Source organism: Clostridium grantii DSM 8605 (assembly GCF_900129965.1).
GTDB lineage: Bacteria > Bacillota > Clostridia > Clostridiales > Clostridiaceae > Clostridium_AF > Clostridium_AF grantii.
In genome coordinates this window covers 125810-142498 of sequence record NZ_FQXM01000006.1, presented here as the reverse complement: position 1 = coordinate 142498, position 16689 = coordinate 125810, and the positions used below count along the sequence as shown (strand labels likewise).

General features: G+C 30.5%; 15 protein-coding genes. 7 read left to right on the top strand and 8 right to left on the bottom strand.

Annotation, left to right across the window (positions count from 1 at the left end):
- Positions 1-131 precede the first annotated feature (131 nt).
- From BUB83_RS06935 to BUB83_RS06925, 3 genes are read left to right on the top strand one after another with little or no spacing between them, the layout of a single operon-like run.
- Complete coding sequence (locus tag BUB83_RS06935; protein ID WP_073337721.1) at positions 132-1241, top strand: radical SAM/SPASM domain-containing protein; 1110 nt, start codon at positions 132-134, stop codon at positions 1239-1241.
- Positions 1242-1278: 37 nt separating this feature from the next.
- Positions 1279-2013, top strand: a complete 735-nt coding sequence (locus BUB83_RS06930) for a HesA/MoeB/ThiF family protein (RefSeq protein ID WP_073337720.1) — start codon at positions 1279-1281, stop codon at positions 2011-2013.
- A 22-nt stretch (positions 2014-2035) separates the two neighbouring features.
- Positions 2036-2272: a MoaD/ThiS family protein gene (locus tag BUB83_RS06925; protein ID WP_073337719.1), complete on the top strand. Its 237-nt coding sequence runs from the start codon at positions 2036-2038 to the stop codon at positions 2270-2272.
- A gap of 74 nt (positions 2273-2346) precedes the next feature.
- Here the strand turns inward: BUB83_RS06925 and BUB83_RS06920 are convergent, their stop codons facing one another.
- Positions 2347-4194 (bottom strand): aldehyde ferredoxin oxidoreductase family protein, encoded by a 1848-nt coding sequence (locus BUB83_RS06920; protein ID WP_073337718.1) that lies wholly within the window; start codon positions 4192-4194, stop codon positions 2347-2349.
- A gap of 312 nt (positions 4195-4506) precedes the next feature.
- Positions 4507-6993, bottom strand: a complete 2487-nt coding sequence (locus BUB83_RS06915) for a glycoside hydrolase family 2 TIM barrel-domain containing protein (protein ID WP_073337717.1) — start codon at positions 6991-6993, stop codon at positions 4507-4509.
- Positions 6994-7121: 128 nt separating this feature from the next.
- Between BUB83_RS06915 and BUB83_RS06910 the strand changes: the two genes are divergently transcribed.
- Complete coding sequence (locus tag BUB83_RS06910) at positions 7122-7961, top strand: PocR ligand-binding domain-containing protein (RefSeq protein WP_073337716.1); 840 nt, start codon at positions 7122-7124, stop codon at positions 7959-7961.
- 84 nt (positions 7962-8045) lie between these two features.
- On the opposite strand, the gene BUB83_RS21865 is transcribed toward BUB83_RS06910, so the two are convergent.
- The 6 genes from BUB83_RS21865 to BUB83_RS06885 form a co-directional block, all read right to left on the bottom strand.
- The gene (locus BUB83_RS21865) at positions 8046-8234 is read right to left on the bottom strand and encodes a hypothetical protein (protein ID WP_073337715.1); all 189 of its coding nucleotides are present in this window, start codon (positions 8232-8234) and stop codon (positions 8046-8048) included.
- Positions 8235-8322: 88 nt separating this feature from the next.
- The gene (locus BUB83_RS22695; RefSeq protein ID WP_278336918.1) at positions 8323-8445 is read right to left on the bottom strand and encodes a hypothetical protein; all 123 of its coding nucleotides are present in this window, start codon (positions 8443-8445) and stop codon (positions 8323-8325) included.
- A gap of 326 nt (positions 8446-8771) precedes the next feature.
- The gene (gene buk, locus BUB83_RS06900) at positions 8772-9839 is read right to left on the bottom strand and encodes a butyrate kinase (protein WP_073337714.1); all 1068 of its coding nucleotides are present in this window, start codon (positions 9837-9839) and stop codon (positions 8772-8774) included.
- 103 nt (positions 9840-9942) lie between these two features.
- On the bottom strand, positions 9943-10848 hold the full coding sequence (locus BUB83_RS06895; RefSeq protein WP_073337713.1) for a bifunctional enoyl-CoA hydratase/phosphate acetyltransferase: 906 nt from the start codon (positions 10846-10848) through the stop codon (positions 9943-9945).
- A 13-nt stretch (positions 10849-10861) separates the two neighbouring features.
- Complete coding sequence (locus BUB83_RS06890) at positions 10862-11824, bottom strand: hypothetical protein (RefSeq protein WP_073337712.1); 963 nt, start codon at positions 11822-11824, stop codon at positions 10862-10864.
- A 12-nt stretch (positions 11825-11836) separates the two neighbouring features.
- A complete protein-coding gene (locus BUB83_RS06885; protein WP_200801444.1) occupies positions 11837-13945 on the bottom strand; it encodes a DEAD/DEAH box helicase in 2109 nt (702 codons plus the stop codon).
- Between the two features lie 221 nt (positions 13946-14166).
- Here BUB83_RS06885 and BUB83_RS06880 point away from each other — a divergent pair, with 221 nt between their 5' ends.
- The 3 genes from BUB83_RS06880 (at position 14167) to BUB83_RS06870 (ending at position 16588) form a co-directional block, all read left to right on the top strand.
- The gene (locus BUB83_RS06880) at positions 14167-14610 is read left to right on the top strand and encodes an ATP-binding cassette domain-containing protein (RefSeq protein WP_073337711.1); all 444 of its coding nucleotides are present in this window, start codon (positions 14167-14169) and stop codon (positions 14608-14610) included.
- A 123-nt stretch (positions 14611-14733) separates the two neighbouring features.
- Positions 14734-14979 (top strand): ATP-binding cassette domain-containing protein, encoded by a 246-nt coding sequence (locus BUB83_RS06875; RefSeq protein WP_073337710.1) that lies wholly within the window; start codon positions 14734-14736, stop codon positions 14977-14979.
- Positions 14972-16588, top strand: coding sequence for a hypothetical protein (locus tag BUB83_RS06870; RefSeq protein ID WP_073337709.1), 1617 nt, complete (start codon positions 14972-14974; stop codon positions 16586-16588). The genes BUB83_RS06875 and BUB83_RS06870 overlap by 8 nt, the downstream gene beginning before the upstream one ends.
- The last annotated feature ends 101 nt before the right edge of the window (positions 16589-16689 follow it).

Sequence of the window (16689 nt, the reverse complement as noted above, 5' to 3'; positions counted from 1 at the left end):
GCTTTTTTTGACTTCAACTAATTAAAGCCATCTTTTTATTTATTGTTATTATTGAAGAAAAAATATATAATAAGTGTATACAATTATTATATATTTTGTGTATGTAAAAAAAACAATTAAGGATGGATGTTATGATTGAACTTAAAAAACTTTATATTGAGCCAACATCTAATTGTAACCTACATTGTGAGATGTGTTTTAGAAATACATGGTTTGATGAAGTGTTTTGTGATATGAAATATGAGTTATTCGAAAAAATATTAAAAAATATTCCTTGTGAAACTGAAACGATTTTTTTCGGAGGTATGGGAGAACCTTTGCATCATCCTAAAATTATTGATATGATTCTTGATTGTAGTAACTTAGATTACAAGGTAGAACTTTTAACTAATGGTTCTCTTCTTAGTGAAACAATGGATAAAGCATTGATGGAAGCGGGAGTTTCTAAATTGTGGGTATCTATGGATGCCATTGAACCTACAGATAATAGTGGAATGGGTCACCCTTTTTATGAAAATTTAATAGATAAAATAAAGGAATTTAATAAGCTTAGATATAAAAATAATTCCCTTATACAATTAGGTATTACTTTTGTTGCTACAAAATCTAATGTGGCTCAATTGGCAAAACTACCATATTTCATTGATCAATATAATATTGATGAAGTGAATATATCTAATATGTATCCATCTAGTAGAGAAGCACAGAAAGAGACTTTGTATCAAAAGACCTTGAATATGTCCATAGGCTCCGACAGTTTTGCAAGTAGTAGAAGTGTTGTAAATTTACCTTTTATGGATTTTGATTTATCACAGGTGAGAGAAGGCCTTTCAGGATTATTTAGTAAGATGAACTTTAATCTTAAAATATCTAATAATAGTGTTCCTAGACCTTCGCAGTATTGTCGCTTTGTTAATGAAGGAATGGCTTTTGTTAGAAGTGATGGAAATGTAAGTCCTTGTATGGCTTTGCTGCATAATGGGACTACTGTAATTGGTGATACGGAAAGAAAAGTATATCATCATTCTTTTGGTAATGTGAATGACTTAGGGGTAAAAGAAATTTGGGAATCTAAAGATTATGTTACTTTTAGAAAAAGGGTTCAAGAGTTTTCATTTTCTCCTTGTATGAATTGTGGCCATTGTACTTATGTGGAGGATAACAAAAGTGATTGTTTCGGTAATGAAAAGCCAACCTGTGGAGCTTGTCTTTGGGCAGAAGGGTTACTTAGCTGCCCCTAGATTATTTAAATAGTAAAGTAAAAAAGGAGTCTGTATAATGGAAAATAGATATAGTAGGCAAATTTTATTAGATGACATAGGAGAATTGGGTCAAAGAAAACTGAATAAAGCCAAGGTATTGGTTATTGGTGCTGGCGGACTTGGTTGTCCTGTATTAACTTATCTTATTTGTGCAGGTGTTGGAAACATAAGAATTGTAGATTGTGATATCATTAGTGAATCTAATCTAAATCGTCAATTTTTATATGGGCCAGGGGATATTGGCAAGGAAAAAGTTTTTACTGCAAAACATTATTTGAATAAGCAAAATCCGGAAGTTATTATTGAAGCTTTTAATGACAGAGTTAATGAAGATAATATACAAAGATTAATTGATGGAATAGATATTGTTGTTGATTGTGTGGATAATATTACAACTCGTTTGATCACTAATTCTGCATGTTTAGAAAAAAATATTCCTCTTGTAGATGGAGGAGTTGAAGGTTTTTATGGATTTGCTACAGTGGTTAAAAGAGACTCAGCTTGTCTTGAATGTATGGGTTTTTATGAAGGGAATCCTAAGGAGCCAGCGGCGGTTGTTGGTGTTACAGCAGGAATTATAGGTTCTTTTGAGGCTAATGAATGTATTCGTATATTATTAGGATATAAATCAGACTTAGAGGGCAAGTTTCTTCAATATGATGGAAAAAAACAGACAATACAGAAAGTGCACGTTAAGATTGATCCAAACTGTAGTGCACATAAGCGTTATAATAAATTAAATAGTAAATAATAATAGAAAGCAGGGATAATATATGGTGAAAATTATTTTTCTTGGACCACTTGGCAGATTTATGCCAGAGGAAGATGAAAATGGCTATTGGAATGTGGAGGCTACTGGAAAAACAGTAGAAGAAATCATTAATAGTACAAAGGTAAGCGAATCTAAGATGAATTATTCAGTGCTTGTTAATGATGAGCGAAAGTCTAGGGATTATGTGCTTAATGACGGGGATGATGTTTCTATTCTTCCACTATTTTGTGCAGGTTAAGAAAAATCTTCTTTATAATTATAAAAAGGGATGTCTTATAAGTTTAAGACATCCCTATGATTTTAGTTTTTATACTATAATGTGTCTAAAAGATCCAAACGTTTTAATGTTTCTTCAGTTGGTATACCAAATTCATCCCAACCACGGATTTCGTAGTAACGGTCTAACATGCTGTCAATATCAGGTATGTTGTTGGCTGAGCCACCAGTCATTCTTCTTTTACGCATTCTTTGAGGAAGTTTATCATCTTTACGTGATTGGCCATCACGAACAAGATACATTCTTTTAAGGTTGAAAATACGTTCACCAATTTTAATTAATTCTTCTTTGTCAAGATCCCATCCAGTGATGTCGCTTAACCATGATACCAATAAATCAGCACTGGAATCGCCAGTTGCATCAAGTAAGAATTTACAAATAGTCAATGAATCGCATAAACACATAATATGTTCAAGTTCAACATTCATCTCAGGTTTGTTTTCAATTGAATGATTCTTTAATTTTATTGATCTATAAAAACCAAAGCCACCATAAAAACCACCATATTCTTGACCATGACAGTTTGCAGATAAGTGACAAGCACCACGAGGGCTAACAGCATACTGAAGTCCGATACTATCAGCGTAACGAGGATCATGTGCAGGGAAACCCATACCTCTTTGTTCTACAGAAAACTCTTCAGCTATGCCACCTAAAACTTTTGCGGCTACTTTTGTACCGTCTGCTAAATAATAACCAAAATCTTCTCTACGTCCAATTTTATGAACTATGGTAAGCATATCTTCAGCGTTACCAAAACGAGCCTTACATCCCATTTGTTCTTCCGTTAAAAGGCCTCTTTCGTAGGCTTCCATTGCAAAGGCAACTGCATTACCTACTCCAATGGTATCTATTCCGTAACGGTTACATAATTCATTAGCTTTACAAATAGGGCCTAAATCATTTATAAGACAGTTTGGACCAAATAAGCCAAGTGTTTCATATTCAGGACCTGCTGTTTCTTCACATTTATAAGGTCCTTCTTTTATTTCAACAATTCTACCGCAACGAATTGCACAATTTGCACAACCGTATCTTCCAGAAAGGAATTTTGCATTATATACAGGAGTTGCAAGATTTTCAACATTAAAGCTTCCTTGAGCCCAGTTCTTTATAGGAATATCTCCAATTTCTTCGATAAAGGGAACTGCACAAGAAGTACCACCTTCACGTAATGCTTCCATATCTTTCATTATTTTTGGCGCCCATTCCTTGATAGATTGATTAAGGGATAGCTCATTGATAATAGGAGTTTTCACATTACCATCAACACAAATGGCTTTTAATTTTTTAGAACCCATAACAGCACCTACACCACATCTTCCAGCAGTTCTGCCGTCTACTCCATCATTCATAATACATGATAAAAGGGACATTTTTTCTCCGCCAATACCAATATCGCAGGTACATGCTTTTTTGCCATGTCTCTCACGTAGAATTTCATCTGTTTCAAAGGAGTCTTTTCCCCACAAATCAGAAGCGTCTAGTAATTCCGCTTTTTCCTCTGTGATATTTAAATAAACGGGTTTTGGAGATATCCCTTTAAAGATAACACCGTCATATCCTGCTTTCTTTAATTTCACGCCCCATTTACCACCGGAGTTTGCTTCACCCCAAGAACCAGTTAAAGGAGAACGAGTAATTACTTGATAACGTCCAGCATTTGGCATTCTAGTGCCTTCTGTTGGACCAGTTAAAAAAATCAAAAGATTTTCTGGTCCTAATGGATCAGTATCTGAATTTGTTTCGTCATATAGAATTCTAGCACCTAGTCCACTTCCGCCTAAATATTTACGCAGTGTATCTTCATCATAGAAAGTATTATGCAATTCACCTGTTGTTAAGTCAATTCTCAAAATTTTACCAGCATAACCGCCTAGCATAAGTAATCCTCCTTTAGTATAATTGTTTTATTATGTATACAATTATGAGTGCTCATATTTAAAAAAGTATTTCTAATAATGAATTATATTAATCTCACTAATTATATTACTACTACTATTATATATTTAAAATCATACTTTGACAACGATGTTATTGAAAAAATGTATACAATTATATTAAAAACTGAATGCAATTAATTGAAAAAAATAATGTTCTAATTAAAATTTACTTAAATAGCAAAACAAAGAAATCTATTGAAAAAAAGTCAATAGATTTCTTTGTTTTTTATTGCATGTGCAAAAATAAGTTATTTAAAATCCACCATCTGCTGAAGTTTTTTCTTTTGTGGCTATTTCAGAAGCGGACACCGATGGAACGAAAGGTAAATAATTTGTTTCTTCAGAATTAAGCTGTAGTGTGGAGGTTATATTTTTCCATTTACCACAGATATTGATAGTGCCGGCTGTGTATGTTGATTTAACTATTGCAATACATTTACCAGCAAACAATTTACGTGAAGGGTGTTTGTCATGTTCAGAACTTAGATTATTACCATTTCCAGTGCCTATAAATTCACAAGGTCCTGTAAATTCAAATTCAATGGATTCATCAGAGGTTATGACAATATTACCTTCACTGTCTTCAAGATGAGCTGTTACAATGATAGCATCCGTATTATCTGCTAACAAAAAGGTGCGGTTTCCAGTAAGAATTAGTTTTTCGGGATTTTTTGAAGTAATTTTCTTATCTCTCAAGATTTCAATTCCTTCACGAAAACCTACAGCTTCTAGAGTGCCTTTTTCATAAAGTACATCCCATTCCACATGACCATATTTTTCACATTTTTTTCTTCCTTTACTTTTTCCATTAACAAACAATTCAACTTCTTCGCAGTTTGTAAAGGTCCATACATTTACTTTTGATTTTTCTGGAAGATTCATATTCCAATGAGGTAATAAGTGTAAAACATCTTCATCAGTCCATTGAGATTTCATATAGTAGAACCAATCTTTTTCAAAACCACAGAGGTCAATTAAACCAAAAAAACTGATTGTGGCAGGATAATCAAAAGGAAATACTTCTCCACGGTAATCAAAACCTGTCCAAAGAAACAAACCAGCAGAATAGTTTCTTTCAGCATGTACTTTCCAACTAGTTTCAGGGCTCATTGCCCAAACGGGATAGCAGGAACCATAACAAGTAACTTTATTTTTGAATTCAGGTTTTGTCCAAACAGTAATTTTTTCTGTTGTTGCAGCCATAAGGTTTGCATCATCATAAGGAAGAACATACTCACGAGAAGTACAAATGCCCGTTGTTTCAGTATTTACAATACATAAGTCAGGATATTTTTTATGCATAGAAGCAAATACATCATCATCATGATGAACAAAATAATTCACACCTACTGGATTTAATACAAAATTTTTGCTACGATCATAATCTATTATGTTATCGTAATCCGCATTAATGGCATATAAATAAGGTCTTGTATCATCATAAAGTTTACCTATGGCCATCATCTTTTGGAAAATTTGCACACCTATTTCAGTTCGGTGTATCGCCATTTCTTCATTGCCCATTGACCAACTAATCACACAAGGATGGTTACGGTCACGTTTAATTAAATTAATATAATCCTCCATTGAATCCTGGTCAACACCGGGCATTCTTGTTTCATTAAATACAAGCATACCTAATTTATCACATAACTCTAAAAATATTGGATTTGGAGGATTGTGAGAACAACGATAGGCGTTACAACCCATTTCCATAAGTTTTTTGATTTTGAATTCAATTATTGGTTTGGTAAGTGCAACACCTAAACCAGCAAAATCATCATGTCCACAAACGCCTTTTATCTTTACAGTTTGATCATTCAATTCAAATCCTTTTTCAGAACTATACTTAATTTTTCTTATTCCAAATTCTGTTGAATACTCATCATAACCATTAGTAGATTTTACTGATATTTTCACTGTGTACATGTTTCTTGAATTTAAATCCCATAAATCAATTTCATTTAATATAACTTCAAGGGTAAAATCACTTGAGGTATATTTTTTAAAATTTTTATTGGTTAATTGATGAAATACTTCTTTGCCTTTTGAATTAAAAATATGTATATCAAGTTGAAAAGAATCATCATCTAAAGAACCATTATTAATTAAACCACTTATGAGCAAAGAAGCTTGCTTATTCTCCAAATCTAATGATTGAGTTTTAACAAAAATTTCTTTGTCTACTATTCGAAGTTGGCTTGTTTTAAGTAAGCGAACATCACGGTAAATACCACCGCCTTCATACCACCAACCTTCATATTCGTTTGCATCAACTTTAATAGCCACAGTGTTTGACATACCATAAGCAACAGCTTCGGTAATTTCAAATTCAAAACCCATGTAACCACCAAGATGTCTTCCAATTAAACAACCATTTAACCAAACTTCACAATCACGAAAAATACCGTCAAATTGAAGAAAGAGTCTTTTGCCATTATCTGTAGAAGGAATATCAAAAGTTTTTCTGTACCAGCAGATACCTTTTTTTAAAGACCCTGTACAACTGAGTGTAGTTGAATCATAAACACCTCTTTCTATGACAAAATCATGAGGTAGATTTACCGAAGACCATTGGCTATCATTGTAACTGGCATAAGCAAGGCCGTTATTTCCAGATTTTAACCACTCGGGGTGGATAAATTGTTTATGTACAGTATCAATATTGTGATGGGTTATATCGCCATCATGAAATTTCCATGAGGGGTTCATGCTATAGATTTCACGAATTGTTTTCATTGTAACCTCCATAAAATTATAAAATTTTTAAATGATATAATTTTAGTATAACTTTTGCTATTATATAATTATAGCAATTATAATCCATAATAGAATTATTAACCAAAACATGAACAGGAGTGCTTAAAATGTTAGTTGAGTTTAATGAAAAAAATACAATTAAGTTACTTGAAGATTATTATTCTTTGGTAGGTGTTGGAATTGGGTTGTATGATCAAAATTATCAACCATTATATTTGGTACCTGAAAAAGGGAAATCTTTTTGTCAGTTGATTAGAGAAAATCCAGAAGTAATGAAAGCTTGTAGAAAATGTGATATGGATGCATTTAAGATTGCAGAGAAAACAAAAGATATCTATATTTACAAATGTCACATGGGTTTGTATGAAGCAGTAGCACCGGTACTTGATGAGGAAGTTGTTGTAGGATTTATTATGATTGGACAAGTTTTAAGTGATGTTTCCATTAATACTCAATGGGAGAGGGTAGAAAATAAATGTAAGAATTATGATTTGGTTGGTGAGTCGTATAAGGATTATTTTTATACACTTGAAAGAATGAGTATAAAAAAAATTGAGGCAGTGACTAATATCATGTTAGCTTGTGCAGCATATATATGGTTTAAGAAAATTGTACATGTTCAACGTGGAAGTCTTTTTTTTCGAATTGATACTTTTATCAAGGAGAACTTGGAAAATGAATTGACCCAGGAAGTAATCTGTAAAAAAATAAACATTGGGAGAACTACGCTTTACAATTGCCTTAAGAGAAACGTATCTATGTCACTGACAAATTACATTATGAAGTTAAGACTTGAAAAAGCTAGAGAATTATTAGAAAGAACTGATTTGAAAGTGCGGGATGTTGCATTAAAGGTGGGTATTGCTGACTATAATTATTTTTCAAGAGTGTTTAAAAAAAGATACGAGATAACACCAAGAGAGTTTAGATTAAAGATAAGCAAGTGATTATTAAAAATAAATCTCTGCAAAGAATTATTTGCAGAGATTAGAAATAGATTTAACAATTTTTATTGGTATAAGATTGAGTGTTTATTCAAATGATGCATCTACAACCTCATCAAATTTTTCATTTAATTCTTCAAGGTCTGTATCTTTAAAGCGAAGGTATTCATCAAAAAAGTTTAAAACAAAATCTTGTTGAATTTCAACCATTTTTTCACTATCTAAAGGACCATTATATTTAATCATACTAGTAATAGGTTGGTACATATATATCATTGTAAAATCTTGGTGATAGATACCGTTAATTTGATATAAGCCTTTTAATTCTTTTGAGTGTTGGGATAAAATTTCAAGGTAATCATCATTAAAGTTCTTTTCGATTTGAATCTACAATATCATAACTTTTAGTTCCCACAAAGTAATTACCAGAAGGTTTTGCCATACTATGTATAGGGAAAAGAATAATTAAAATAACAGATAGTAGCATAAAAAATATATTTACCCCACAAAAAAAGGTGTAACTTCTCTTGATGTGTTTTCTACTTTTTTGAATTGTGGATAGATAGCGATTCTATATAAAAAATCTACCTAAATAAATAGGAAAAAAGTAAATAAAAATCATTTGCCAACGCATACCTTCAAAAAAGCTGTGAAGTACAAAAATCAGTACAGTAATAGATGATAAAAAAGCTACTTGTTTAAGTTTTTCTTTTCCTTTAATAAAGGTAAAAAAACAGTTGTTATAGCTAAAACGCTTAAAATAATTTCAAAATATCTCAAGTTTGTACCTCCTTAAATCTTTTTATTATATAGTTAATCAGTATATATATTAGCTTTTTCTTCATTCTTAAGAACTCTTAAAGTTCCAAGAGCAAGTGCAGTTAATTCATGTTCACCGGGCATAATTGCTACGGGAGCTATAAATTCAACTCTTTCTTTTATCCAATTTGTAAATATTGAAGAATGAGCTATTCCGCCTGTTATTATAATTGCATCAATATCACCAAATAGTACGGTGGAAAGTTCTCCTATGCCTTTAGCAACTTGATAAACCATAGATTCATATAAAAGTTTGGCGTTTTCGTCACCATTTGCTATCATTTTTTCTACTTCTCTAGTATTTACAGTGTTTAGATAAGCTTTTAATCCGCCATTTCCTCTAAGTTTTTTCTTCATTGTTTTTTTGTCAAATTTACCAGCGTAACAAAGTTCAATTAATTTATTGCAAGGAACTCTTCCGCTTCTTTCAGGGGAAAAAGGACCTTCATCATCAGAAATGATATCAATCATTTTACCTTTACAATGAGCGGATAGAGAAATTCCACCACCTAAATGAGCTACTATAAAATTCATTTCAGTATAATTCTTGCTTTTTTTTTCAGCATAATTTATTGCCATAGCTCTTGAATTTAATGCGTGACAGGTACTGCTTCTTTGGATATCTGGCATGCCTGAAATTCTAGCTATATCTTTTAATTCATCTACAGCAACAGAATCATATATATATGATTTTATACCTATTGTTTTTGCAATCTCACTGGAGATTAAAGCCCCAAGATTTGAAGCATGTTCAAAAAGAGGTCTATTTTTAAGTCTGTCAATCATAAGATCATTAACTTCATAAGCGCCAGACTTAACTGGAGGAAGTATACCTCCTCTGCCAACTATAGCAGACATATCATTTATACTAATATTATTTTCTTGTAAAGCTAATAAAATTTCTTTTTTTCTCATATGAAACTGATCAGCAACTAAATTATATTTTTCAATCTCTTTGGTGTCATGTTCGATAGTTTTTGAAAATAGTTTCTTTTCATTTTCATAAACTGCAATTTTAGTTGAGGTTGAACCAGGATTTATTGCTAAAATTTTATAATTCATAAAACCTCCTATTAAAAATAGTTTGCAAGTATTAGTTTATATTTACTTCAATAATTATGTTTTAATAAAATAATTATGTTTTAATAAATTGTGTACTTTAAGATTATTTAACAGAGGAAGCTGATAAAGCAAGAGATAAATATTTTTCTTCAGAAGAAGAACCTCTTGAAGTTAAAACAATAGGAACTTTTGCGCCAACTATAAATCCAGCCATTTTAGCATGAGCTGAATAAATAAGAGATTTAGCTAAAATATTGCCAGTGGTTATATTTGGAACAATTAATATATCAACATTTTCTGTTACTTCACTTTGAAAACCTTTAATTAGGGCAGATTCTTTATTCATGGCTAAATCATAAGAAATAGGACCTTCCACCAAACAATTTTTAATTTCTCCATTTAAATTCATTTCTTTTAATGCAGCTGCATCCACAGTTTCAATCATTTTAGGATTTAAAACTTCAACTGCTGAAAGTACTGCAACCTTTGGGTTTTCATAACCCATATTTATAAATGTATTAACTGCATTTTCTAAGATGGATTTTTTTTGAGTTAAATCTGGATACATCATCATACCACCATCGGTAACAGCTAATAATTTATGATAAGAAGGAATTTCATTTATTGAAATATGGGACATAATACTATTAGTTCTTAATCCTTTATCTTTATCCACTACAGCTTTAAGTAAATCAGAGGTTTGAATTTTACCCTTCATAATAAAATCAGCTTCACCATTTCTTATAATTTCTACTGCTTTATAAGCCGCTTGAGAGTCTGATTCTACATTTATAATCCATTCAGAAGCTAATTCTTCACCTAATGAATTAATGATAGATTGAATTTTTTTTTTATCACCAATTAATATAGGGAAAATTAAACCATCATTTTTAGCTTTAAAAACAGCTTCCAAAGTATGTTTATCCTGAGCTGAAACAACAGCTACTTTTCTGATTGATTTTGATTCTTTAACTTTGGTTACTAGCTCGTTGAAATTTTTGAATTCCATAATTTAATCCTCCTTAAGAATAATTTCTTTTGGTATAAAAAGTCTTTATTACTGGGTTATAGTGAATTATTTTCTTTTCCTCAGATCCTCGAAATTTTAATTTTACTTGATACTCTATTAGTGGTATAAAATACATTATTGTATTATCAAGGGATAAATCAACATCCACAGTATATTTATTTTCCATTTCTTTTTGTTGTTTTATTTTTTCTAATTTAAGAGCTTCACCTTTTGAAATAAGCTCAGCTTTTCTTTTGTCAGTTATACCTTTGCGTTCTAGTTTCTTAAAAGTTTCCGCTTCCAGTTCAGTATAGTATTCATCTATTCTTTGAAGTTCCTTGCTAAATTCAACTTTATTCACTATTAGGTTAGAATATTCTTCAGTTTGATTTTTTACGTATAAGTAAGAGGCTTCAAAAGCATTCAAAATACTATGCTGGGGAGGGATCGGATAGTTTTTAATAAGGCTTTTTTCGTGGAAAAGTAAAGATTTGTTTTCTTGTATATTCAGATCCACTTCTCCATTTTGAAGGTTAACCCAAACATCCTTGATATCTTCAGTTCTCTCATGGGAGGTGTATCCTATTTTATAATTAAAAAGTATCCATGTGCCCATTATTTCTTTTTCTTTTACAATTTCTAATTGAGATTTATCCATACCTAAGAATTTTTTTATTTTATCCTCAGCTTTTGATAAAGAAAGCCCATCTACTAATACAAAGCGAATAGTGTTTACGGCTTTTTCATTGGCTATAGTTATTAGTTGTTCAAGGGTGTAGCTGCCAAAGGTAATAAATTCAGCTTCAGGATTTTCTTGAGCTACTTCAAAGTCAAAGGCTAAAAGCATTTCAGATTTACCATTAAAATAATTACTGTATTCGTTTGGTATCATAACATAACAAAGAGCATATTCTAACAGCTCAACCACACCATCCATGGATTCAATAACATCAATCACAAAATTTTGAAGTTCCATTATTAATCACTCCTATATATCATCTGATTTAAATGAATTACCAAACAACTTATCATCTAAATCTTTCATTTTTATATATTTTCGTTTATTATCCAAAAGTTGTTCCCCTAGTTTTTCTATTTCTTCATTCATTGTATCCATATCTTTTGAATTAATCCATGTATTCATAATTATTTCTGAAAAATCTGTATCTTCTTCAATATCTCCAAGAATCATATCAACTTCGCCAACTACTAGTTCAAACATATTGATTTTTTTGTCTAATAATTCAAGAATATAGTATTCAACAGTATTTTGGGAAGCAAGATTGTAAACAAAAACATCTCTAGTTTGGCCTACACGGTGAATTCTTCCTATTCTTTGTTCAATAGCCATTGGATTCCAAGGCAAATCATAATTAATCATAGCATTGCAGAATTGAAGGTTACGACCTTCGCCACCAGCTTCAGTGCATACAAAAATTTGTGCTTTTTCTTTAAAATAGGTTACTTGCTCTTCTTTTTCTTTTCGCTTAAGTCCTCCGTGGAATTCGGCCACCAGGAAACCGCTATTTTTAAGATAATCTACTATAAATTTTTGAGTAGCTTTATACTTAGTAAATATCAGAACCTTGTCATTAAGTTCGGTTATAATTTTATGAACTTGATTGATTTTAGAATTAGAGTAATCTTCATTAAGTAATATATTATGGGCTCTATTTGAAAAATCCTTAAAAATTTCTTTGTCTTTTTTACTAAGGGTTTCATTTTCAGAATATTTATCTAAGGTTGAGACAGCAGAATGGATACTGCTTCCCATTTGTTCCTGTAACTTTTTTAGCATGAATTTTGTAAGAGTACTAGGGGTGTTACTAAAATATATTTTGCGTATATAATTACTTATTTCATCATAGAGTTTTTGTTCTTCAACGGATAAATTTAAGCTATAGGTAATGGCTTTTCTTTTAGTAAATTTTATGTCCACATCACTTCTTTTATTTCTAATCATAACTCCAGATAGTAAACTACGAAGTCTATCTACATTCTTTGCCTCTATACCTTCTTTATCTTCTACAAAATTATTTTTAAAGTATGAATAAGTTTTAAGCTGACCCGGCTTTAACAGTGTTATAAGATTATATAGTTCGTCTAATTTGTTTTGAACTGGAGTAGCTGTAAGCAGGAAGATATATTTTTTATTAAGGGTATTTATAAATTTCCAGGCAATTGTATTGCGATTTTTAAGGTGATGGGCTTCATCTACAATAACAAGATCATAGTGAATTTTGGATATCACAGTACTATTATTTTTTCTTTTGGCAGTATTTATAGAGGCAATAACTTTATCATAATTATTCCAAGCTTCATCCCCCATGGATTTAAATTCAGCATCATCAGCTTTAATAAAATCTAGGTTAAATTTTCTTTTCATCTCGGTGTACCATTGCTCTACAAGGGATGGTGGTACAAGAATCAGAATTTTTCTGGCTAAACCTCTTGTTACATACTCCATCATAGTCATCCCAGCTTCAATAGTTTTTCCTAAACCAACTTCATCACAAAAAAGAACTCTTCCTTTAAATCTATTGATGGCTGATTTTACAGTCTTTAATTGATAATCAAATAGTTGAAGCTCACGAAGATAGGGTAAACACATCAATTTGTCATCTTTAGTATTTAAACTGAAAGATTGTGCTTTATGATAGATATCAAACCATTTCTCATCACTAGTTTTCATGCAATTTAGATCATTTAATATTTCAGATAAACGTTCTTGATGTTCACTATTCATAACAAAGCTTTTTGAAAAACCTTTTGGAATATTTTCTTCAGCGTGTACTTTGAATTTATTATCTTCTATTAGTTCCATGAAGATATATTCACTAGAGTACTTTTTAAAAAAGGTTTTGATTCCTCTACCGTTAATTAGTTTTTCTGATTTGTTAATTTTGAATTTTTTTTCCTCATCTTTTTGATTTATAAATATTATGTCTTGATTATCGTCAATGTTATTGAAAATGCTTAAAGATTTATCATCAAGTTCAATAGCATTTAAGTCTAATAAGTCTTTATTTAATTTAAACAAAAATTTATACATACACTCATACTCACTTTCTTTTTTGTGTAATTCTAAGTTATCCATATTGTGATTGTACCTATAAAATCATTTATAAACAAGTATTTAATGCACATTGCTCTGTGAGTTTAATAATAAATTATAAAAGGTAAAAAATCATAAGAGTACAACATAATATTTTAACTGGTTTTTGTAACATTTTTGTCATCTCATCTGTCTTAAGTAATGGTAAAATGAACTGCAGGGACAATTTTGGATAAGTTTCTTAAATATGGAGGAGAAAAGATATGCAACTTATTTTACAAGATATTGAGAAAAACTTTGGGGATAAAAAGGTATTGAAAAAATCATCATTTACTTTCGAGAAAGGGAAAATTTATGGACTTTTAGGTCGTAATGGAGCAGGAAAGACTACACTTTTTAACTGTATAAGTGAAGAAATCAAATACGATGGAGGAAGTATTATTTTTCACCAGGATGGAAAAGAAAATGTAAAATCAGATTATTCTAAAGTAGGATATGTGTTTTCTGAGCCAATACTTCCAGATTTTCTAACTGGATATGAATTCGTGAAGTTTTTCATAGATATAAACAAAGACAAGATAGAAAACTTACTTTCAATAGATGAATATTTAGATTGGATGAAGATTGATAAAGAGGATAGATATAGATTAATCAAGGGATATTCTCATGGTATGAAAAATAAAATTCAAATGTTGACCATTCTATAGGAATCCCATTGTGAAACTTAATTTATACTTGTACAAAATCTCCATGTTTCTAGGAGTTTTGGACATGTATAAATTAATAGTTGAACTGGGATACCTATAATTACAAAACCTGAAGTGATTTTATTGGATGAGCCTTTAACTTATTTTGATGTAGTTGTAGCACTAGAAATGAAGAATCTACTTAAAAAAATAAAAAAGGAGCACATCATTATTTTTTCAACACATATTTTGCAGTTAACTACTGATTTATGTGATGAAATTGTTGTTCTTAACGACGGGATTTTAGAATTATTGGATAATAAGCTTATTAAAAGTCCTGAGTTTGAAGCGGAGATTATGGAAATTTTAAAGGAGAATGAAAATGATTAATACATTTTTGGCTACCTTTAAAGTTAATTTTGCAATTAGTGGTAATACGTTTATATATTTTTTAAAAAAATTACCTCTAATAGGGAAAAAGATACCTGATAAACTTTATAATGAAACCGAAATGAAAATTGTTTTAGGAGTAATAGGAAAACTGTTTAAAATATCTTTGGAATTTTTTGTGAAGGTTCTTTACCTAGGAATAATGATTTTACTTCCTTCTTTTCTTATGAATAATTTCACATTTAACAGCAATGGGATATTGCTTAAATTTTTACATATATTTTTTTTCTTGAGTTTTTTTATAGGACCTTTGACTATGACTGTGATTTTTAATAAAAACAATAGGGATGCCTATAATATGATAGTACTAATGAGAGGGGAGGCCAAAGAATTTTATCTTAGCCAGTTAATATACAAAAGGATAGCAGATTTTATATATTTTTTACTACCGCTAATTATCATTGGTAATTTTATTGGGCTATCAATACTTGAAGTTTTAATTCTTATGGTAGAGTTGGCTTCGGTAAAGTTTATTGGAGAATACATTCTTTTATTCATCTATGATAAGACAGGAAAGCGTTTGAATGATAACGATAAAATACTTAGTATTATATTGATAGGTGGACTATTATTGGCATATGCGCTACCAGCATTTGATTTAACTATTAATTTCGCAAGTATATTATTAAATATTGTGGCAATGGTGATCTTAATTATTCTAGGAACAATAGCATTAATATATTTATTCAGATATAGAACATATAAAGGTATGTCAAGAGAATTTCTTACTAGAGAAAAAACCTTTGAAGTTGAAAAAATCATGAAGGATGCAAAATTTGCGGATGTAAAAGTTGATGAAGATAAAATGATGAAGGAAAATACAAATACCGATAGATATAAAGATAAACACGGATATGAATATTTAAATGCTATATTTTTCTTGAGATATAAAAAAATAATTAGCAAACCTATAAAAATTAGGGTTGCATTAATAGGAATTACATTTATAACATTTGTAGCAATAATTATTTTTGAACCTTATAATGGAACAGATATTTCTAATGCTATAGGCGGAAGTGCAAAGATATGGATATTTGTGATGTATCTTATGTCTACAACTCAAAGAGTTTGTAAGGCTATATTTCATAATTGTGATGTGAGTTTACTGAGGAATACATATTATCGACAAGGAAATGCTATTCTATCTAATTTTAAAATTAGGCTGAAGAAGATAGTAATTCTAAATTTAATACCTGCGCTAGCTATATGTGTATCATTAATTTTGATAATGATAATTAGTAGGGAGAGTGGGCTTATCATTGGGTCTGTTCCAGTATTTATTTGTATCCTTTGTTTATCTTGTTTTTTTTCAATACACCATTTATTTTTGTACTACGTAGTGCAACCTTATACAAAGGAATTAGAAGTGAAAAGCTCATTATTTAATATTGTTAATGGAGGTATATATTTACTTTGTTATGGAAGCCTTCAAATAAAAACATCTTCTTTATATTTTAGCTATGGAATAATTGTGGTTACTATTGTATATATGATGGTTGCATTGGTACTTACTTATAAATTGGCACCGAAGACTTTTAGGTTGAAGTAAAAAAATTCAGGAGCACTGTGCTAAAATTAGGATAAGCTTAAGGGCGGTAAATCGTTAGAAGATATTGTGGCCTATAGTAGTGAAGTTACGGCTATGGATAA